Consider the following 19,460-nt stretch of genomic DNA (forward strand, 5'->3'; position numbering starts at 1 on the left):
AGTACTCGCAACAGGGGCCGGCGCGAGGTCAGCTCAGTTCAATGCGATCGGCATGAATGACGATCTGGCCGTTCTTGTACAACGCACCGATGGCCTTTTTGAAGTTGCCCTTGCTCACGCCAAACATACTGCTGATCACCGTCGGGTCGCTCTTGTCGCTGACCGGCAGGCTGCCATTGTTGTCGCGCAACTTGGCGAGAATCTTCGAGTTCAGGCTGGTGGCGGCTTCTTCGCCGACCGGTTGCAGGCTCAGGCTGATCTTGCCGTCGGCACGGACTTCTTTGATAAAGCCCTTCTCTTCTTTACCGGCGCGCATGAACTTGAAGATTTCGTTCTTGTGGATCAGGCCCCAGTGCTTGTTGTTGATGATCGCCTTGAAGCCCATATCGGTGGCTTCGGCAACCAGCAAATCAACTTCCTGGCCAGGGGTGTAGGTGCCCGGGGTCTTGTCGAGGTAGCGGTCCAGACGCGCCGTCGCGGTGATGCGGCGGGTGTGCTTGTCGAGGTAGACGTGCACCACCACATACTCGCCGGCGGTCATCTGGCGCTTTTCTTCGGAGTACGGCAGCAACAGATCCTTCGGCAAACCCCAATCCAGGAAAACACCGATGCTGTTGACTTCAACGACTTTTAAACTGGCGAATTCACCGACTTGAACTTTCGGCTTTTCGGTAGTTGCGATGAGTTTGTCATCGCTGTCCAGATAAATAAAAACGTTGAGCCAGTCTTCATCTTCGCTGGGAATATCTTTGGGAATATAACGATTAGGCAGGAGGATTTCGCCATCCGCGCCACCGTCCAGATATAAACCGAAGTTAGTGTGTTTAACCACTTGCAAACTGTTGTAGCGCCCGACTAAAGCCATTTCCAATACCCTCATTGCGTGGGCGGCATTCTACCCGGTTTTGCGGGCCGCGTTCGCTGGCCAGCCCGGTGGCGCAAGAAAATCCTCTGAAGGGCTTAATTTTCCTGGGCTTTACCGCACGCGCCAGGCCGCTCGTCAGGCCGTCCTGGCGATTTTCGCACCTGTCCGCCGGGCTGAAAACTGTAATTTTTCACGATCGTTCTTAGTTAAAACAGCAGCTTAGAGGTCTATTCAGAATAATAACTTGTGATTAATTCTTCATCTGCCCTGTGTATTTCGGGGGGATATTTACCAAGCAATTGTCAAGTATTTCCTGTACGATGCCTGGCCAAGTTAATTTTCTATAGGTTAATGGCCGCCATGCGTGTAAAAGCATCCAACAGCAAAGCAAAGCCAGCTCCAGCCGTTGAAACCAGCGAATCGATCAACAACCAGATTGCTGCGTTCCTCAAGTCCGGCGGAGAGATCCAGCAAATTGCCAAAGGCGTCAGCGGCCAGACGTTCGGCCCGTCCAAGCAGATCACCCTGGGCAAGAAGTAACTTCCCCAAGATCCGCCGCGTCACCTGGTCCCTAAGCGCTTTGAGCTTCGAAGCGCTTGGACTGGAACCCTCCTCGCAACACCCCCGCAAACAAACCAATATTTCAAAAATCGACGAACGGCCCTCGATGCCGAGCATTCGCCGGTATGCTTGCACACGTCTAGATCAAGCGTTTCAGTAGGTTTCAGTTCCTGCTCCTCGCTGTCATGGAGTGACGCATGCTCAAACCCTCCTATTTATTACTCGGCACCCTGCTGTCGTGTTCGGTCGCCAGTGCGCAAATCTTTCAGCGTGAACTGGGCGACTTCGATCTCAAACTCGGCACCACCCCCAGCCGCAGCATGGCCCAGGGACTGGTCAAACCTTCCAGCACCGGCTCGTTCCACGGTGGTCTCGACCTGAGTCACGACAGCGGTTTTTACGTAGGCCAATGGGCACCGAGCATGGGTTTAACGCCAGGGGCCAATCTAGAAGTCGACTCCTACATGGGCTTTAAACAGCCTTTCGATAATACCCTCGGGTACGAAGTCGGCATGATCCGTTACAGCTACCCGAAAGTAGACACCCTCGACAGCCAGGAGCTTTTCGGTGGCCTGACCTTTCTGGGCAGCCGTTTCGGCGCAGCCTTCAGCAACGACCCGGACAAGCAGAACAGCACCGTGTTCGCCGACCTCGGTGGCAATCAGCCGTTTGGCATCGGGATCAGCATGAAATACACCACCCACCAGCTCAACACGCCGGTGTCCGTCGACGGTGGGTATGTAGGCAGTTTCACCGACTGGTCAGTGCAACTTTCCCGCCCGTTCATGGGCGTCGATCTGGACCTGATCTACAGTGATTCCAGCTTGAGCGGCAACAGCTGCTCCGCCTATTCCGGGCACAACAGCCAATGCGACGGGCTAATCACCCTCAAGGCCGTACGCGCCTTTTATTGATCGGCTGAACTGCGAGGCTCATCCTGCGTTCACATAGAAAAGCCCATTAAAAAGCCAGGCCTTCGCAAAGGATTCGCCCATGTCGCGCTGGTTGAAGTATCTCGCCATCGTTATCACCCTCAGTCTCGCCCTCGGTGCGTGCAGCCGCGTGGGCCTGGCCTATCGCAACCTCGACGTGATCATTCCGTGGACGCTCAGCGACTACCTGGACATGAACGGCGAGCAGAAAGGCTGGTTCAACGAGCGCCTCAAGGAACACCTGAGCTGGCACTGCACCACGCAACTGCCGGGCTACCTCGACTGGCTGGATCGCTTGCAAGTCATGGTCGAGACCAACCAGGTCACCGACGCTGCGCTGCAAACCCGCACCCAGGAAGCCAAACAGGCCATCGCCCAGACCGCCCGGGAAATCACGCCCTCAACTATCGAGTTGTTGCAGGGGCTGGATGACAAGCAAGTCGCGGAAATGAACGATGCCTTCGCCAAGGATCAGCGCAAACGCCAGGAGGATTACCTCAAACCGTCTCTCGATCAGCAGATCAAGGCGCGAGGCGAGCGCATGGAAAAACGTCTGAATGACTGGCTTGGTCCGCTCAGCCCGACACAGCAACAACGGGTGGTCACATGGTCGAACGCCTTGGGTGACCAGAACACGGAATGGATCGCCAACCGCGTCCATTGGCAGAAGCAGTTCAGTGCGGCGATTGAGCAGCGCCAGAGTCCGGAGTTCCCACAGCGAATCGAGACGCTTCTGGTGAATCGCGAGAGCTTGTGGACGCCCGCTTATCGCCAGGCCTACGCCAGCACTGAAGCGCAGGCACGGGCGTTATTTGTGGATTTGATGGCAGAAAGCACGCCGGAACAGCGCCAGCGGTTGTTGAAGAAAATAGAAGGGGTGCGCAAGGACTTCAATGATTTGAAGTGCCTGAAGGCGGCCAAACAAAGCTAAGCGCAACGCAAATCCCTGTGGGAGCGAGCCTGCTCGCGATTGCGGCGTATCAGTAAACAATGATGTTACTGGTGTACCGCAATCGCGAGCAGGCTCGCTCCCACAATGGGTTAGGGGGTGATCTTCAGGCGATCTGCGCCTTCGACGCCACCCCATCAAACGTCACCTCATCCAGCGCATCTTCCTGCTCATCCAACACCTGCCGTGGATGGTCATTCCCCGGAATACTGCTGTCGATCAGGCTCAACAAACTCGAGCCACGCAGCGTCAAATTGTAATTCGATCCGGTGCCACCCTGTTCCTCAGGCCGAGGCTCGATATAACCACGCGCCAACAGTAACTTTTCATACTCACCGGCCACCGCTTTCAGATGATCCAGGTTTTCCGTCTCCTCCCCCTCCGCCGACTTCTCCGCCGCATACTGTTCGGCATAGGGCCGTGGCGTGAAGCTACTTGCACCGTTCTGCACCTCGTGCAGCAAGCGTTCAATCAAATCCCAGTTATAAGTCGTCATCCTGATCAACCTCCAGTACCCGCGAGTGAAATGGCCTTCATAGGTTGTGACCGGCACGGTTCGTAGCCGTTCAGCCGAGGTTTTTGCCTGTACCGACCGGCGGCATGTCGAATTGGGCGTAGGCCAAACGACTAGGCTGTGTAAGTCACCTCCCAGCACGCCGCAGGAGAAACCCAATGAACATTCAGAATCATCCCGTCGTCTCCCGAGAAGAATGGCTCGCCGCCCGCAAACAACACCTGGCCCACGAAAAAGCCTTCACCAAAGAACGGGACAAACTCAGCGCCGAACGTCGCGCCCTGCCTTGGGTGAAAATCGACAAGGACTACCATTTCCAGGGCCCGAACGGCGAACTGAAACTGGCTGACCTGTTCGGCGGCCGCAGCCAGTTGGTCATCTACCACTTCATGTTTGGCAAAGGCTGGGACGAAGGCTGCTCCGGTTGCTCGTTCCTGTCCGACCACATCGACGGCGCCAACCAACACCTGGCCCACCATGACGTTGCCGTAGTGGCGGTTTCCCACGCACCGTTCGCCGAATTCCAGGCCTTCAAACGACGCATGGGCTGGAAATTCGATTGGGTGTCGTCCGAAGGCTGCGACTTCAATTACGACTTCGGCGTCTCGGCCCGCGCAGAAGACGTCGCCGCCGGTAAAGCCACCTACAACTACGAAAAAACCGACGGCGCCGAAGAAGAACTCCCCGGCATCAGCGTGTTTTATCGCAACGAAGCGGGCGAGATTTTCCACACCTATTCCACTTATGCCCGAGGCCTGGACATGTTGGTCGGGGCTTACAACTACCTTGACCTCACGCCCAAGGGGCGTAATGAAGAGGAAATCATGGAATGGGTAAGGCTTCACGATCAGTATGACGACAAGGCCCCAACCGGTTGCTGCCATGGGGGATAGACCACAGAGCACATTAGATTTGTGCCGAACACACGATCCCCAAACACTGCAAATCCACTGTGGGAGCGAGCCTGCTCGCGATGACTGACAAACATTCAACACTGATATCGACTGATACACCGCTATCGTCGGATCGCCGCCCGGAGCAAGCTCGCTCCCACAGATGTTGGCAGTGTTTAGTCATCAGCAAATTGCCTGAGACTGTCCGACAGCTCCAAGACATTTCCCCTACATCAAGTTCAGAACCGGCGCTCTGTACCACTGGGTGGCTGATCCTTATAGTCAAACCGTCGCCCAAAAGGCGACCGGGTTTGGCGACTCTGAACTTTTTACGCCCTTCAACCCTCAACCGGATAACCCGCCTTAACCGGAACTGAGGCCCAACCTATGAAAACCCTGCTAAAACTCACCCTCGCCGCCACCCTCGCCTGCGCCCTCCCCGTTTGGGCCTGCACGCCCGAAGAAGCCACCATTAAGCGCGAACAACTGGCCAAGGAAGTCGCCAAGCTCACGGAGCAAAACCCAGCCAAAGCCAAGGAGATCAACGATGAGCTGCAGAAGATGGATCTGGGGACGGCGAGCGCCGATCTGCCGGACAAGTGCCAGTTGATTGATCAGCGATTGAAGGAACTGAGTTCGGCGGAAAAGAAAGCCGAGAGTTAATCAAACTCAGGAATTTCAGGCATAAAAAAACCGGACATTGGTCCGGTTTTTTTATTGGTCGCTAGAACTGCTTATTCAGCAGCTGGCGCTTCCGGCTTGCGGCGTTTCAGCGGCGCCATACCGTCCTTGCTGACCAGCGACAGGGCGTCGGTCTTCGGGCGGTTGGCGATTTTGCGTTTGGTCGGTGCCTTGGCGCCGGTTTTCTTCTTGTCGCCTTTGGCGTCGACTTTTTTCTTCTTCACGCCAACGGCTTTGCCCGAGGCCTTGACCTTTTTCGGGCCGCCGTAGGTGCCTTTGACTTCCTTGATGGTGCGGCGCTCGAAGCTCTGCTTGAGGTAGCGCTCGACGCTCGACATCAGGTTCCAGTCGCCGTGGCAGATCAGCGAGATGGCCAGGCCATCGTTGCCGGCGCGGCCGGTGCGACCGATGCGGTGAACGTATTCGTCGCCGCTGCGCGGCATGTCGAAGTTGATCACCAGGTCCAGGCCTTCCACGTCGAGGCCGCGAGCGGCGACGTCGGTGGCGACGAGGATTTTCACGCCGCCCTGCTTCAGGCGGTCGATGGCCAGCTTGCGATCCTTCTGGTCTTTGTCACCGTGCAGGACGAACGCTTTGTATTCCTGCGCCACCAGGCGGCCGTAGATACGGTCGGCCATGGCCCGGGTGTTGGTGAACACGATGGCCTTCTGGTAGGTCTCGTTGGCCAGCAGCCAGTTCACGATCTGTTCTTTGTGCTGGTTGTGGTCAGCGGTGATGATCTGCTGACGGGTGGTCGCATTCAGATCGCTGACGTTGTTGAGCTGCAGGTGCTCAGGGTTGTTTAGCACCTTGGCGACCATCTCGCGCAGGCCCGAACCACCGGTGGTGGCGGAGAACAGCATGGTCTGCTGGCGGTTGGTGCACTCTTCCACCAGACGCTGGACGTCTTCGGCAAAGCCCATGTCGAGCATGCGGTCGGCTTCGTCTAGGACCAGTACTTCGACTTCTTTGAGGTCGAGGTTGCCGGCGTTCAGTTGCTCGATCATCCGGCCCGGCGTACCGATCAGGATGTCCGGCACCTTGCGCAGCATGGCAGCCTGGACCTTGAAGTCTTCACCGCCGGTAATCAGGCCGGACTTGATGAAGGTGAACTGAGCGAAACGCTCAACTTCCTTGATGGTCTGCTGGGCCAGCTCGCGGGTCGGCAGCAGGATCAGGGTCTTGATGCTGACGCGGACTTTAGCCGGGCCGATCAGACGGTTGAGGATCGGCAAAACGAATGCAGCGGTTTTGCCGCTACCGGTTTGCGCTGTCACCCGCAGGTCACGCCCTTGGAGCGCCAGCGGAATAGCCGCTGCTTGCACAGGCGTTGGCTCGACAAATTTAAGCTCGGCCACGGCTTTGAGCAGGCGTTCGTGCAGGGCGAATTGGGAAAACACGGGTGCTACCTCGAAGAAATACAAAAAAACAGCTGCATAGGGTAACGGTTTCGAGCGCTCAGGCCGAGTTTCTTTATACAAACGGCGCTAAACAGTGGCTTTTTTGTTGCGTCTTTTGTCCTCAAACGTCATCCAAAGCGTCTTAAATGCTCTAATCGCCCCGTCGCGGCCTACAGAAGAACCGTTTTTACCCATGGATATCAAACAGCTCTGGCTCAACGTCCAAGACCTCTGGGGTGCCCTTGATCAGCACCCACTCCTGCATTCCAGCCTGGCGTTGATGGTGTTGCTGGTGATTGCGCTGGTCCTCGGACGAGTGGCGCGCTACCTCATTCTGCATGCGACCAAAATGCTCGGTCGCCAGCCGGCATTGCACTGGATCAACGACTTTCGGCATAACAAGGTCTTTCATCGTCTGGCGCAGATCACCCCCTCGCTGGTGATCCAGTTCGGCTTGCACCTGGTGCCGGAGTTGGGCAAGACCAGTCTGATCTTCCTCGGAAACGTCGCGCTGGCATTCACTATTCTGTTCCTGCTATTGGCGGTCAGTGCCCTGCTCAGCGCCCTGCTCGACATCTACGCGCGCACCGAACATGCCCGTACCCGCTCGATCAAAGGCTACATACAACTGGCGAAAATGGTCTTGTACGTATTTGGCGCGATCATCATCGTCGCCACGCTGATCGACCGCTCGCCGCTATTGCTGCTGTCAGGGCTGGGCGCCATGTCGGCGGTAATTCTTTTGGTCTACAAGGACACCCTGCTGTCGTTCGTCGCCAGCGTGCAGCTGACCAGCAATGACATGCTGCGGGTCGGCGACTGGATCGAGATGCCGCAAGTCGGTGCCGACGGAGACGTGGTGGACATCACGCTGCACACGGTCAAGGTGCAGAATTTCGACAAGACCATCGTTTCGATCCCGACCTGGCGCCTGATGTCCGAGTCGTTCAAGAACTGGCGCGGCATGCAGCAATCCGGTGGACGACGGATCAAGCGCAGCCTGTTCATCGACGCCAGTGGCGTGCGATTTATCCGCGATGACGAAGAGCAGAAGCTGTCCCAGGTGCATCTGCTGACCGACTACATCAGCCGCAAGCAGGCTGAGCTCAAGGCCTGGAACGAAGCTCAGGGTAATGTGGCGGCGATGTCGGCCAACCGTCGGCGGATGACCAATATCGGGACTTTCCGCGCCTATGCACTGGCGTATTTGAAAAGCCACCCGGAGATCCAGCCGAACATGACCTGCATGGTGCGCCAGATGCAGACCACCGCCCAGGGCATTCCGCTGGAAATCTACTGTTTCACCCGCACCACCGCGTGGGCCGATTACGAGCGGATCCAGGGGGATATTTTCGATTACCTGCTGGCGGTGCTGCCGGAGTTTGGCTTGAGCCTGTATCAGCAGCCAAGTGGCGGGGATTTGCGGGCGGGGTTGTTGCCTGCGGTGTTGGGTGCAAGCCACATTCCCGAGCCGGAAAAACACCTTATGTAACCGCTCCCACAGGGTTAGGTGTCTATGTTCTGAAGAGCCGGCGCACCTGAACGGGATCCGCATTACCGCTTTGGTCAAGCGCAAGGAAGTATTTTAGCTGCCATTGCTGCGTTTTCACCGCTTGTTTGGCGACGGGTCTTGACCATGGCGGATAGACACGAATCGCCCGCTTGCCACCTTCGCCATCAATCGACATGACACCTTTGGCGGCGAGTATCTTCTGGTCAAACACAAACTGCCCGCGATGGGTTTCATCAGCAACGCTCACCACCACAAAGGCGACGCCATCGCCGGTGTCGAGCGGTGCAATCTCGCAGGCTGGCGTTGGCCGCTTCCAGAGCGTGACGAATTGGCCAATCTTGGTCGGCGTGGTTTTCGCTACGCGAAAGACCATCGCCTGGCCATCGAGGCCAAAGCGGTAGGCGCCGTAGTCAGCACTCTCCTCCTCGCGCCGAGCTTCATCCGTTAATGTCATGCCTGCGGGCTTGTAGATCTGCTCGATGGCGGCGATCAGGTCCGTCATGGCCGTTCCCGCAACGGCAGCACTTCTCGCCTGACGCCCAACCGACTGATCCACACCGCCAGCAAAATCACCGACCCGCCGAGGAACAACCGCCCCAGCTCTTCATGCTGATTCCAGATCAGCAAATTGATCAACAACCCCACCGGCACATGCAGGTTGTTCATCACCGCGAGCGTCCCGCCACTCACCAGGCACGCGCCTTTGTTCCACCAGTACAAACCGAGCGCAGTCGAGACCAGGCCGAGGAACACCAGCACGCCCCATTGCAGAGGCGCTTCGGGCAGGAAGTTCTGTTTGCCGAACAGCAGGAATGCCGGCAACGCCACCGCCAATGCCCCCAGGTAGAAGTAACCAAAGCGCCGGTAATGCGGCAAATCGCTCGGATGGCGGGCCACCAGATGCTTATAGAGCACCTGCCCGGCGGCGTAGGTGAAGTTGGCCAGTTGCAATAGCAGGAAGCCCATGAAGAAATCGGGGTTGATCCGGTCGTAGCGAATCACCGCCGCGCCCATCACCGCCACCAATGCCGCGATCAATGCCCACGGATTGAAGCGCCGGTTCAGCGCATCTTCGATCAGGGTCACGTGCAGCGGCGTAAGTATGGTGAACAGCAGCACTTCCGGCACCGTCAGCACCCGGAAGCTCAGGTACAGGCAGACGTAGGTCACGCCGAACTGCAACGCGCCGATCAGCAACATGCCGCGCATGAACGCCGGCTCGACCGAACGCCAGCGGGTCAACGGAATGAACACCAGCCCCGCCAGCAGCACTCGCACCAGCACCGCGAAGTAACTGTCGACATGACCGGCCAGGTATTCGCCGATCAAGCTGAAGGAAAACGCCTGAATCAGCGTGACAAAAAGTAGATAGCCCATACTCGCCTCGTTTCGAATGGCGGCGACGATAGCGGTTTTTGCCGGCCTTCGCTAAATCCCGGGCAAAAAAAAGCCCGATCTCGCTAAAGCGTTCAATCGGGCTACAGCACTCAGGAGCAACAAGTGCAAAGGGAGGTTCGATGCGCGTAAAGCCATGAAGGGGTTGCGCCAGGTCACTTGAACATCAAGGGATTATCTGGCGATTAAAGCCTCAGACGACGAGGGAAAGCTTGGCGTTGGCCTGGCTCAGACCTTTCTCCTGGAAGTCACCGCCCAGATTCATACCTTCGGCGTGAATGAACGTCACGTCGTGAATCCCGATGAAGCCCATGACCTGTCGCAGGTAGGGTTCCTGGTGATCCGCCGGGCTGCCGGCGTAGATTCCGCCGCGGGCAGTCAGCACGTAGGCACGCTTGCCGCTGAGCAAGCCTTGCGGGCCGGTGTCGGTGTACTTGAAAGTCACGCCGGCACGCAGCACATGGTCGAGCCAGGCTTTAAGGGTGCTCGGGATGGCGAAGTTGTACATCGGCGCGGCCATGACCAGTACATCGGCGGCCAGCAATTCGTCGGTCAACTGGTTGGAGCGTTCCAGGGAAACCTGTTCGATGTCGTTGCGCTGCTCGGCAGGTTTCATCCAGCCGCCCAGCAGGTTGATGTCCAGGTGCGGCACCGGGTTGACGGCCAGGTCACGAACAGTGATTTGGTCGTTCGGGTGCGCGGTTTGCCACTGGCTGATGAAGGTCTGGGTCAGTTGACGCGAAACCGAGTCTTGCTGACGAGCGCTGCTTTCGATGATCAGAACGCGGGACATGGGATGTAGCCTCCATCTGAGAATGCTGTAAGTCGATGGAGTGAAGGTTAAACAGAGTCAAATCGATGAAAAAGCGCAAATAACTGCTATAAACCATCAATAAATTCGTTTATAAGCGGAGCATGCCTGGCGGGCGTGCTCCGCTTGAGGTCATTTGGGGGTGCAGGTCAATTTGATACGCATCTTGATGATGCTTCGGTTGAACTTGGCGGTGGCATTTTTGTGTTTACCAGCGGCCACTTCGATATTGCGGGTGCGTGGTGCTTCCGGGCCATTGTTGAAAACGACCTTACAGGCCGCATCAGTGGTGCCGTAGTTGTTCACCTGAATGGAGGCGATGTCGCTATCCGTGTCATAGGCGTTGTAGTCGATGCTCAAGCCGTTCAGCTGTTTTTCGACGTCGATCGGATAGGCAAACGCCGTCAGCGGCAGCATTGCCAACAGCACGCAACAGAATTTTTTCATTCAGCAGTCTCCAATAAGGACTGCCAGCTTAGGACAAGAGGAGCTATTCATGAAAGCGCCCCGCGTGACCCTTGATCAATGGCGAACGTTACAGGCCGTGGTCGACCACGGCGGTTTCGCCCAGGCCGCCGAAGCGCTGCACCGCTCGCAATCATCGGTGAGCTACACCGTGGCGCGCATGCAGGACCAGCTCGGCGTGCCGCTGCTGCGCATCGACGGCCGCAAAGCGGTGCTGACCGAAGCCGGCGGCGTACTGCTGCGCCGCTCGCGGCAACTGGTGAAACAGGCCAGCCAGCTGGAAGACCTTGCCCATCACATGGAACAAGGCTGGGAAGCGGAAGTGCGGCTGGTGGTTGACGCCGCGTATCCGAGCGCCCGTCTCGTCCGCGCCTTGACCGCATTCATGCCACAGAGCCGCGGATGCCGGGTGCGTCTGCGTGAAGAGGTGTTGTCGGGCGTTGAAGAAGTACTGCTCGAAGGCGTGGCCGATCTGGCCATCAGTGGTTTCAGCATCCCGGGTTACCTGGGCGCGGAATTAAGCGACGTCGAGTTCGTCGCGGTCGCCCACCCCGAGCATCCCTTGCATCGCCTCAATCGCGAACTGAATTTCCAGGACCTGGAAAGCCAGCTGCAAGTGGTCATCCGCGACTCCGGTCGCCAGCAACCACGGGACGTCGGCTGGCTCGGCGCGGAACAACGCTGGACCGTCGGCAGCCTGGCCACCGCGGCAACTTTTGTCAGCAGCGGTCTGGGTTTCGCCTGGTTGCCTCGGCACATGATCGAACGGGAACTCAAGGAAGGTCTGCTCAAGCTGCTACCGTTGGACCAGGGTGGCAGCCGCAACCCGAGCTTCTATCTGTACTCGAACAAGGACAAACCCTTGGGTCCGGCCACGCAGATTCTTATCGAACTGCTGCGCACTTTCGACACTGCGCCGCTGGATGCACCTTTCGCCGCCCCTGAACAAGCCTGACACGGAGTGTACGCATGGCCTATTTCGAACACGAAGGTTGCAACCTGCACTATGAGGAATATGGCCACGGTACGCCGTTGCTGCTGGTCCACGGGCTGGGTTCCAGCACCCTGGACTGGGAAAAGCAGATCCCGGCGCTGTCGACCCGCTACCGGGTGATCGTGCCGGATGTACGCGGCCACGGTCGCTCCGACAAACCCCGCGAGCGCTACAGCATCGCCGGGTTCAGCGCTGACCTGATCGCCCTCATTGAACACCTGAACCTCGGCCCCACTCATTACGTGGGCCTGTCCATGGGCGGCATGATCGGTTTTCAACTGGCCGTGGATCAGCCGCAATTGCTCAAAAGCCTGTGCATCGTCAACAGCGCGCCCGAGGTCAAACTGCGCAGCCGCGACGATTACTGGCAGTGGTTCAAGCGCTGGAGCCTGATGCGTGTCCTCAGTCTGGGCGCCATCGGTACGGCTCTGGGCGGCAAGCTGTTCCCCAAACCCGAACAGGGTGACTTGCGTCAAAAAATGGCCGAGCGCTGGGCAAAAAACGACAAACATGCTTATCTCGCCAGCTTCGATGCGATCGTTGGCTGGGGGGTTCAGGAACGACTTTCGAGGGTCTCCTGTCCAACCCTCATCGTCAGCGCCGACCGTGACTACACACCGGTCTCGCTGAAAGAGACCTATGTAAAACTGCTGCCCGATGCGCGGCTGGTGGTGATCGCCGATTCTCGCCACGCCACCCCGCTGGATCAACCCGAAATGTTCAACCAAACGCTGCTCGAGTTTCTCACCGCAGTCGACACCACCTCACTCAGGATCACTGACCCATGCTGAAAAAAATCGCCCTCGTCGCCGGCTCCGTTCTGTTTGCCGCCAACCTGATGGCCGCAACGCCCACCAAGGCGCCGCACGTGCTGCTGGAAACTACTAACGGCCAGATCGAGATCGAACTGGACCCGGTCAAGGCGCCGATCAGTACCAAGAACTTCCTTGATTACGTCAACAGCGGCTTCTACAACAACACGATTTTTCACCGTGTGATTCCAGGGTTCATGATCCAGGGCGGTGGTTTCACTCAACAAATGCAGCAGAAAGAAACCAAGGCACCGATCAAGAACGAGTCCAAAAACGGTCTGCATAACGTCCGTGGCACGCTGTCCATGGCCCGCACCTCTAATCCTGATTCGGCCACTAGCCAGTTCTTCGTGAACGTCAAGGACAACGACTTCCTCGACAGCGGTGACGGCTATGCGGTCTTCGGTAAAGTCGTGAAAGGCATGGACGTGGTGGACGTCATCGTCAACTCGCAAACCACCACCCGTGGCGGCATGAAAGATGTGCCAGCCGACCCTGTGTTCATCAAGTCGGCCAAAGTCATCGACTAAGCTACACAGGAAGTCTTGAGCGGCTGCCGGAGTGCGCCGCTCACACTGTTCAAAGGAGAGCCCGTGCGCGGGCGGAGAACTGATGCTTTATCGCCGTTTCGAGAAACTGATCGACATTTTCCGTGATGCCCCGACGGCCGCTCCGCCGGATCGGGTTCTCCCTTTTTATACCTATTACCTGAAGCAGGTCTGGCCGAGTTTCGCCGTCCTGCTGTTCGTCGGTCTGATCGGTGCGCTGATCGAAGTGGCGCTGTTCAGTTACCTGAGTCGCATCATCGACCTGACCCAAGGCACGCCTAACGTCGATTTCTTCAAGGAACATGGCATCGAGCTGGCCTGGATGGCGGTGGTAGCCCTGGTTTTTCGGCCGATTTTTGTTGGCCTGCATGACCTGCTGGTGCACCAGACCCTGAGCCCCAGCATGACCAGCCTGATTCGCTGGCAGAACCACAGTTATGTGCTCAAACAGAGCCTGAATTTTTTCCAGAACGACTTCGCCGGGCGCATCGCCCAACGCATCATGCAGACCGGCAACTCGCTGCGCGATTCGGCTGTGCAAGCGGTGGACGCGCTGTGGCACGTGCTGATCTACGCGATCAGTTCGCTGGTGCTGTTCGCCGAAGCCGACTGGCGCCTGATGATCCCGCTACTGACCTGGATCGTCGCCTTCATCAGTGCCCTGTACTACTTCGTGCCACGGGTCAAGGAACGTTCGGTGGTGTCCTCCGATGCGCGCTCCAAACTCATGGGGCGGATTGTCGATGGCTATACCAACATCACTACCCTGAAGCTGTTCGCCCACACCAACTTCGAGCAGCAATACGCTCGCGAAGCGATCAAGGAACAAACCGAAAAAGCCCAACTGGCCGGCCGGGTGGTCACCAGCATGGACGTGGTCATCACCAGCATGAACGGCTTGCTGATCGTCGGCACCACCGGCCTGGCCCTGTGGCTGTGGACGCAGTCGCTGATCACCGTAGGCGCGATTGCCCTGGCCACCGGTCTGGTGATCCGTATCGTCAACATGTCCGGCTGGATCATGTGGGTGGTCACCGGCATTTTCGAAAACATCGGCATGGTTCAGGACGGTTTGCAGACCATTTCCCAACCGGTCAGCGTCACCGATCGCGAGCAGGCCAAACCGTTGCTGGTAACCCGTGGCGAAGTGCGTTTCGAGCATGTGGATTTCCACTACGGCAAGAAGAGCGGGATCATTGGCGACCTCAACCTGACCATCAAGCCCGGTGAGAAAATCGGCCTGATCGGTCCGTCCGGCGCAGGCAAGTCAACCCTGGTCAACCTGCTGCTGCGCCTCTATGACGTGGAGGGTGGACGCATCCTCATCGATGGCCAGAACATCGCCGAAGTCGGCCAGGAAAGCCTGCGCGAGCGCATCGGCATGATCACCCAGGACACGTCCCTGCTGCATCGCTCGATCCGCGACAATTTGTTGTACGGCAAACCCGACGCCACCGACGCCGAACTCTGGGAAGCAGTGCACAAGGCCCGCGCCGACGAGTTCATCCCATTGTTGTCGGACTCCGAAGGTCGCACCGGTTTTGATGCCCACGTCGGTGAACGCGGGGTGAAACTCTCCGGCGGTCAGCGTCAGCGGATTGCGATTGCTCGCGTGCTGCTCAAGGACGCGCCGATCCTGATCATGGACGAGGCGACCTCGGCGCTGGATTCGGAAGTCGAAGCCGCGATCCAGGAAAGTCTCGAAACCCTGATGCAGGGCAAAACCGTGATTGCCATCGCTCACCGGCTCTCGACCATCGCCCGCATGGACCGGCTGGTAGTGCTGGAAAAAGGCAAGATCGCCGAAACCGGCAGCCACGCCGAACTGCTGGCCCATGGCGGGTTGTATGCGCGGTTGTGGCAGCACCAGACGGGTGGATTTGTCGGGATCGATTGAATCGTCCTGCCTGATCGTTCCCACGCTCGGCGTGGGAACGATCTTGCCCCCTTCAGTCTTGCCGGTAAGGCAAGGCCGTCCTCGCTTCCTCGGCATACGCCAGCACGCCAACGCGCTCTTGCTGCAGGAAGTCTTTGACGGCAGCTTTCAGGCCGGGATGACGCAAGTAGTGCCATGAATGAGTGATCACGGGTTCGAACCCGCGAATCAACTTGTGCTCGCCCTGGGCACCGGCATCGAAACGCTGGAAGCCATTGGCAATCGCGTAGTCCATGCCCTGGTAGAAACAGGTCTCGAAGTGCAGACGGTCGAACTCCGCCAGGCAGCCCCAGTAACGACCGTAAAAACTGTCGCCACCCACAAGACTGAAGGCCATGGCCACCGGCCGTGAGCCTTGCTTGGCCAACACCACACGAATCGACTCGGGCATGCGCTCGGCCAGCAAACTGAAAAACTCCCGCGTCAGATAGGGCGCTTGCCGACGCACTGCGTAGGTGTTGGCGTAGCAGGCATAGACAAAATCCCACTGCGCCTGATCGAGTTGCCTACCTTCAAGCCATTCGAAATCAATGCCCTGCCCCGCCACTTGTTCGCGTTCCTTGCGCATCTGCTTGCGCTTGCGCGAACTGAGGACGTCGAGGAAGTCCTGAAAATCCCGATAGCCACGATTCTGCCAGTGGTACTGACAGCCGATTCGCTGCAACCAGCCTGGCTGCTCGGTCAAGGCTGCGTCAGTGAACGGGTCGGTGAAGTTGATGTGGGCACTGGAGAGTTGTTCGATTTCAAGGTAGCCCGGCAGGCTTTTCAACAGTTCGAAACCGTCCTCGAGCGTGGCCGCCAGCAAACGCGGGCCGCTGACCGGACTGAACGGCACAGCCGTCAGCAGCTTGGGGTAGTAATCGATACCGGCACGCTCACAGGCATCGGCCCAGGCGTGATCGAACACGTACTCGCCGTAGGAGTGCCATTTGCGGTAACTGGGCAGCGCGGCCATCAGGCGATCGCCTTCGATGTGCAGCAAATGCTCGGGTTGCCAGCCGGAATGAGGGCCGACGCTGCCGCTGTCTTCCAGCGCGCTGAGAAAGGCGTGGCGCAGAAAGGGCTGATTCTCGGGCACCAGGGCATCCCATGTCTGCGACGCGATTTCGGACAGACTTTCCAGACGTTGCAGCGGCATCAGTTCTTCCCTACTTCTTTGCGTGAAAGCCCGGCGAGTATCGCCCATTGCCAAAAAATCCACACGAGCAATCCGCCGACAGGGCTCTGGATAAGGGTGTACGACATATTTGTATCGTCATCGAGATGCCATCACTTTGCCACCGCTCTGTCATAAACCATCGCGATACTGGCGCCTGTTTTTAGAGCGCCGGGTTCTATACCTGGTCACTGTTTTCCGTCCGTCAACGGTCGGTTGTGTCCTGGATGGCTCAGTCATCCCATTACATCTTCGGAGATTGATATGCGTCTTGCTTCCACGAAAACTGCGGCGGCCTTGTGTGGTGGGTTGCTGCTGGCCATGAGTGTTCCGGCCAGCGCCGCAGTCGACGCCAAACTGCTCGACATGCTCAAGGCAAACGGCTCTATTTCGCCTGCGCAGTACACCGAACTGCAAGCCGAGCTGGCCAGGGATCAGAAAGACCAGCAAATCGCCCGCCAGGCTCAACAAGAGACCAACGAGCAGATCGCGGCGACTGCGAAGAAAACCAATGAACTGAGTACCTTCGACCAGAAACTGGCGTGGGCCGCCAAGACCCAATTCAAGGGCGACGTGCGTTTCCGTCAGGAAACGGTCAAGAACGATGGCGTACCGAACACCGGCGACCAGGATCGTCAACGTATTCGTGTCCGCCTGGGTGCCTACACCGAAATCAATCCGCAAGTGGACACCGGCATTCGTATCGCCACTGGCAACAACAACGATGCTCGCTCCACCAACCAGAGCTTGGAAGGCAACTTCTCCAAGAAAGATATCTGGCTGGACCAGGGCTACGTCGACTACCACCCGACTGCCATCAAGAATCTGCACTTGATCGGCGGCAAGATGCCGCAACCATGGGTGAGCATGGGTGACATCATCTGGGATAACGACATCAGCCCGGAAGGTCTGGCCCTGACTTACAAATACCCGCTAGGCAGCACGGCCGAGCTGTTCGGTAGCGCCGGCCACTACACCCTCCAGGACAACGTCGACGGCGAAGGCAAGCAGTTCCGTCATGACCTGCGTCTGTACGCTGGCCAGTTGGGCGCGCGCTTCGCGATCACTGATAACCTGAAAATGACGCTGGGTGGCAGTGTCTACGCTTACGACAACGACGAGGACACCGCCACACTGGCCATCAACGGCAACAGCGCGGGCGAAGAGTTCAAAGTGTACGAAGGCTTTGGTCAGATCGACATCGGCGGCCTGCCAATGCCGCTGTCGTTGTACGGTCAAATTGCCAACAACGACAGTGCGAGCAACGATCAGGACATGGGCTGGCTGGCTGGCGTCAAGACCAAGTTCTACGGCTTCGGAGTGGACTACAACTACCGCGACGTACAGCGTAACGCGGTGGTTGGCGCCTTCACCGACTCCGACTTCGCCAACGGTTTCACCGGTTCGCGTGGCAGCAAGTTGAAAGTGAGTTACGAGATCGACAAGAACTTCGCCCTCGGCGCGACGTACTTCATGGCTGACTCCGACTACACCAACGCCACCCTTCGGGATTCGAAGATCAACACCCTACAACTGGATGCAGAAGCCAAGTTCTGATCCCCGCTATACGGCTAGGGCAAGGAAGCCCGAGCTGCTTTTACAAACTCGTGTTGTGGTATCGGTCCCCATCATCCGTCCGATACTGCAGCGCGAGTTTTTTTTGGCGCAAAAAAAGATCGCAGCCTTCGGCAGCTCCTACACCGACCGTATTCCAACCGCGATATCGCGTTGAAATCCAATCCCGTGTAGGAGCTGCCGCAGGCTGCGATCTTTTAAGGCGAACTCAACGCTTACGCAGAATCACGCTGCCAATCGAGTAACCGGCGCCGAACGAGCTGAGCACTGCCAGCGAACCGGCGGCCAGATCGTCCTGGTTCTTGTGAAACGCGATCACGGAACCGGCGGAGCTGGTGTTGGCGTAGGTGTCGAGAATCACCGGGGCTTCTTCTTCGGTGGCTTCGCGGCCCAGCAGCTTCTTGACGATCAGATGGTTCATGCTGAGGTTGGCCTGGTGCAGCCAGAAGCGTTTCACGTCGCTGATGTTGAGCGTGTTCTCCTCCAGGTGCGTAGCGATCAGCTCGGCGACCATCGGGCAGACATCGCGGAACACCTTGCGGCCTTCCTGTACGAACAGTTTGTCCTTGGCACCGATGCCCTCTTCCGCCGCACGGTTGAGGAAGCCGAAGTTGTTGCGGATGTTGTTGGAGAACTTGGTCAGCAGCTTGGTGCTGACGATGTCGAACTGGTACTTGGACGTTGCCAGGTCAGCACGTTCGATGATCACCGCAGTCGCGGCGTCGCCGAAGATGAAGTGGCTGTCACGGTCGCGGAAGTTCAGGTGACCGGTGCAGACTTCCGGGTTGACCATCAAAATCGCCCGGGCCTGGCCCAGTTGCACGCTGTTGGCCGCCGCCTGAATGCCGAAGGTTGCCGAGGAGCAGGCGACGTTCATGTCGAAACCGAAACCCTGGATGCCCAAGGCTTCCTGGACTTCGATGGCGATGGCCGGATAGGCCCGTTGCAGGTTGGAGCAGGCGACGATCACGCCGTCGATGTCCGCGGCGGTCTTGCCGGCACGCTGCAAGGCTTGTTCGGCGGCGCCGATGGCCATTTGGCAAAGCACCGACCACTCGTCATTCGAGCGTTCCGGCAGGCGTGGCGCCATGCGTTGCGGGTCGAGAATGCCGTCCTTGTCCATGACAAAGCGGCTTTTGATACCGGACGCTTTTTCGATGAACGCTGCGCTCGACTCGGTCAATGCTTCGACTTCGCCACGGGCGATGGCGTCGGCATTCTCGGCGTTGAATTGCGCGACGTAAGCATTGAAAGACTGCACCAGCTCTTCGTTGGAGATGCTGTTGGCCGGGGTGTACAGGCCGGTGCCGCTGATGACGACGTTATGCATGGTCGTTTCTCTAATCTGTTCAGGCAGAAAGTGTTGGCACCGACGTACCAACACACAAAGGATCTGCTCCCGTCAGGGGACGCAAACCTGGCATCGCTTTATTCCGATCCGCCCAGACCTGTGAAGGCTC

At 58.0% G+C, this 19,460-nt stretch carries 19 protein-coding genes and 1 pseudogene; 11 read left to right on the plus strand and 9 right to left on the minus strand.

Annotation, left to right across the window (positions count from 1 at the left end; translation table 11 throughout):
• Window positions 1-28 precede the first annotated feature (28 nt).
• Window positions 29-865 (minus strand): CvfB family protein, encoded by an 837-nt coding sequence (locus tag ACA056_RS21360; protein ID WP_449642469.1) that lies wholly within the window; start codon window positions 863-865, stop codon window positions 29-31.
• A gap of 351 nt (window positions 866-1,216) precedes the next feature.
• Here ACA056_RS21360 and ACA056_RS21365 point away from each other — a divergent pair, with 351 nt between their 5' ends.
• From ACA056_RS21365 to ACA056_RS21375, 3 genes are all read left to right on the plus strand, one after another.
• Window positions 1,217-1,405 (plus strand): PFL_1563 family small protein, encoded by a 189-nt coding sequence (locus ACA056_RS21365; protein ID WP_017337097.1) that lies wholly within the window; start codon window positions 1,217-1,219, stop codon window positions 1,403-1,405.
• A 218-nt stretch (window positions 1,406-1,623) separates the two neighbouring features.
• Window positions 1,624-2,340 (plus strand): TorF family putative porin, encoded by a 717-nt coding sequence (locus tag ACA056_RS21370; RefSeq protein WP_497267554.1) that lies wholly within the window; start codon window positions 1,624-1,626, stop codon window positions 2,338-2,340.
• Between the two features lie 79 nt (window positions 2,341-2,419).
• Window positions 2,420-3,289, plus strand: coding sequence for a DUF6279 family lipoprotein (locus ACA056_RS21375; protein ID WP_497267556.1), 870 nt, complete (start codon window positions 2,420-2,422; stop codon window positions 3,287-3,289).
• A 124-nt stretch (window positions 3,290-3,413) separates the two neighbouring features.
• Here the strand turns inward: ACA056_RS21375 and ACA056_RS21380 are convergent, their stop codons facing one another.
• Window positions 3,414-3,803: a transcriptional regulator gene (locus tag ACA056_RS21380; protein ID WP_497267558.1), complete on the minus strand. Its 390-nt coding sequence runs from the start codon at window positions 3,801-3,803 to the stop codon at window positions 3,414-3,416.
• Between the two features lie 176 nt (window positions 3,804-3,979).
• Between ACA056_RS21380 and ACA056_RS21385 the strand changes: the two genes are divergently transcribed.
• Entirely contained in the window at window positions 3,980-4,714 is a 735-nt protein-coding gene (locus ACA056_RS21385) for a DUF899 domain-containing protein (protein WP_497267560.1), read from the plus strand.
• 387 nt (window positions 4,715-5,101) lie between these two features.
• Window positions 5,102-5,377 (plus strand): hypothetical protein, encoded by a 276-nt coding sequence (locus ACA056_RS21390; RefSeq protein ID WP_497267562.1) that lies wholly within the window; start codon window positions 5,102-5,104, stop codon window positions 5,375-5,377.
• Between the two features lie 71 nt (window positions 5,378-5,448).
• On the opposite strand, the gene ACA056_RS21395 is transcribed toward ACA056_RS21390, so the two are convergent.
• Window positions 5,449-6,795 (minus strand): DEAD/DEAH box helicase, encoded by a 1,347-nt coding sequence (locus tag ACA056_RS21395; protein ID WP_008153197.1) that lies wholly within the window; start codon window positions 6,793-6,795, stop codon window positions 5,449-5,451.
• 193 nt (window positions 6,796-6,988) lie between these two features.
• On the opposite strand from ACA056_RS21395, the gene ACA056_RS21400 reads away from it, so the two are divergent.
• On the plus strand, window positions 6,989-8,287 hold the full coding sequence (locus ACA056_RS21400) for a mechanosensitive ion channel family protein (RefSeq protein WP_497267564.1): 1,299 nt from the start codon (window positions 6,989-6,991) through the stop codon (window positions 8,285-8,287).
• 22 nt (window positions 8,288-8,309) lie between these two features.
• Here the strand turns inward: ACA056_RS21400 and ACA056_RS21405 are convergent, their stop codons facing one another.
• From ACA056_RS21405 to ACA056_RS21420, 4 genes are all read right to left on the minus strand, one after another.
• A complete protein-coding gene (locus ACA056_RS21405; RefSeq protein WP_497267566.1) occupies window positions 8,310-8,810 on the minus strand; it encodes a MepB family protein in 501 nt (166 codons plus the stop codon).
• Entirely contained in the window at window positions 8,807-9,685 is an 879-nt protein-coding gene (locus ACA056_RS21410) for a carboxylate/amino acid/amine transporter (RefSeq protein ID WP_497267568.1), read from the minus strand. The genes ACA056_RS21405 and ACA056_RS21410 overlap by 4 nt, the downstream gene beginning before the upstream one ends.
• Window positions 9,686-9,896: 211 nt before the next feature.
• The gene (locus ACA056_RS21415; RefSeq protein ID WP_497267570.1) at window positions 9,897-10,496 is read right to left on the minus strand and encodes an FMN-dependent NADH-azoreductase; all 600 of its coding nucleotides are present in this window, start codon (window positions 10,494-10,496) and stop codon (window positions 9,897-9,899) included.
• Between the two features lie 150 nt (window positions 10,497-10,646).
• Complete coding sequence (locus ACA056_RS21420; RefSeq protein ID WP_129442039.1) at window positions 10,647-10,961, minus strand: 3-phosphoglycerate kinase; 315 nt, start codon at window positions 10,959-10,961, stop codon at window positions 10,647-10,649.
• A gap of 49 nt (window positions 10,962-11,010) precedes the next feature.
• On the opposite strand from ACA056_RS21420, the gene ACA056_RS21425 reads away from it, so the two are divergent.
• The 4 genes and pseudogenes from ACA056_RS21425 to ACA056_RS21440 all read left to right on the plus strand — a co-directional run bounded on the left by ACA056_RS21425 (window position 11,011) and on the right by ACA056_RS21440 (window position 15,230).
• On the plus strand, window positions 11,011-11,934 hold the full coding sequence (locus ACA056_RS21425; protein WP_033056127.1) for a PA3225 family LysR-type transcriptional regulator: 924 nt from the start codon (window positions 11,011-11,013) through the stop codon (window positions 11,932-11,934).
• Window positions 11,935-11,948: 14 nt separating this feature from the next.
• Window positions 11,949-12,754: pseudogene (locus tag ACA056_RS21430) on the plus strand (alpha/beta fold hydrolase).
• Window positions 12,755-12,757: 3 nt separating this feature from the next.
• A complete protein-coding gene (locus ACA056_RS21435) occupies window positions 12,758-13,315 on the plus strand; it encodes a peptidylprolyl isomerase (RefSeq protein ID WP_497267573.1) in 558 nt (185 codons plus the stop codon).
• An 82-nt stretch (window positions 13,316-13,397) separates the two neighbouring features.
• Window positions 13,398-15,230, plus strand: coding sequence for an ABC transporter ATP-binding protein (locus ACA056_RS21440; protein WP_046048080.1), 1,833 nt, complete (start codon window positions 13,398-13,400; stop codon window positions 15,228-15,230).
• 52 nt (window positions 15,231-15,282) lie between these two features.
• Here the strand turns inward: ACA056_RS21440 and ACA056_RS21445 are convergent, their stop codons facing one another.
• Window positions 15,283-16,407, minus strand: a complete 1,125-nt coding sequence (locus ACA056_RS21445; RefSeq protein WP_497267575.1) for a GNAT family N-acetyltransferase — start codon at window positions 16,405-16,407, stop codon at window positions 15,283-15,285.
• Window positions 16,408-16,689: 282 nt separating this feature from the next.
• Between ACA056_RS21445 and ACA056_RS21450 the strand changes: the two genes are divergently transcribed.
• Complete coding sequence (locus ACA056_RS21450) at window positions 16,690-17,982, plus strand: putative porin (protein WP_497267577.1); 1,293 nt, start codon at window positions 16,690-16,692, stop codon at window positions 17,980-17,982.
• 226 nt (window positions 17,983-18,208) lie between these two features.
• On the opposite strand, the gene ACA056_RS21455 is transcribed toward ACA056_RS21450, so the two are convergent.
• Complete coding sequence (locus tag ACA056_RS21455) at window positions 18,209-19,330, minus strand: beta-ketoacyl-ACP synthase III (protein WP_497267579.1); 1,122 nt, start codon at window positions 19,328-19,330, stop codon at window positions 18,209-18,211.
• Between the last annotated feature and the right edge of the window lie 130 nt (window positions 19,331-19,460).

This window comes from Pseudomonas sp. LBUM1666 (assembly GCF_059695775.1).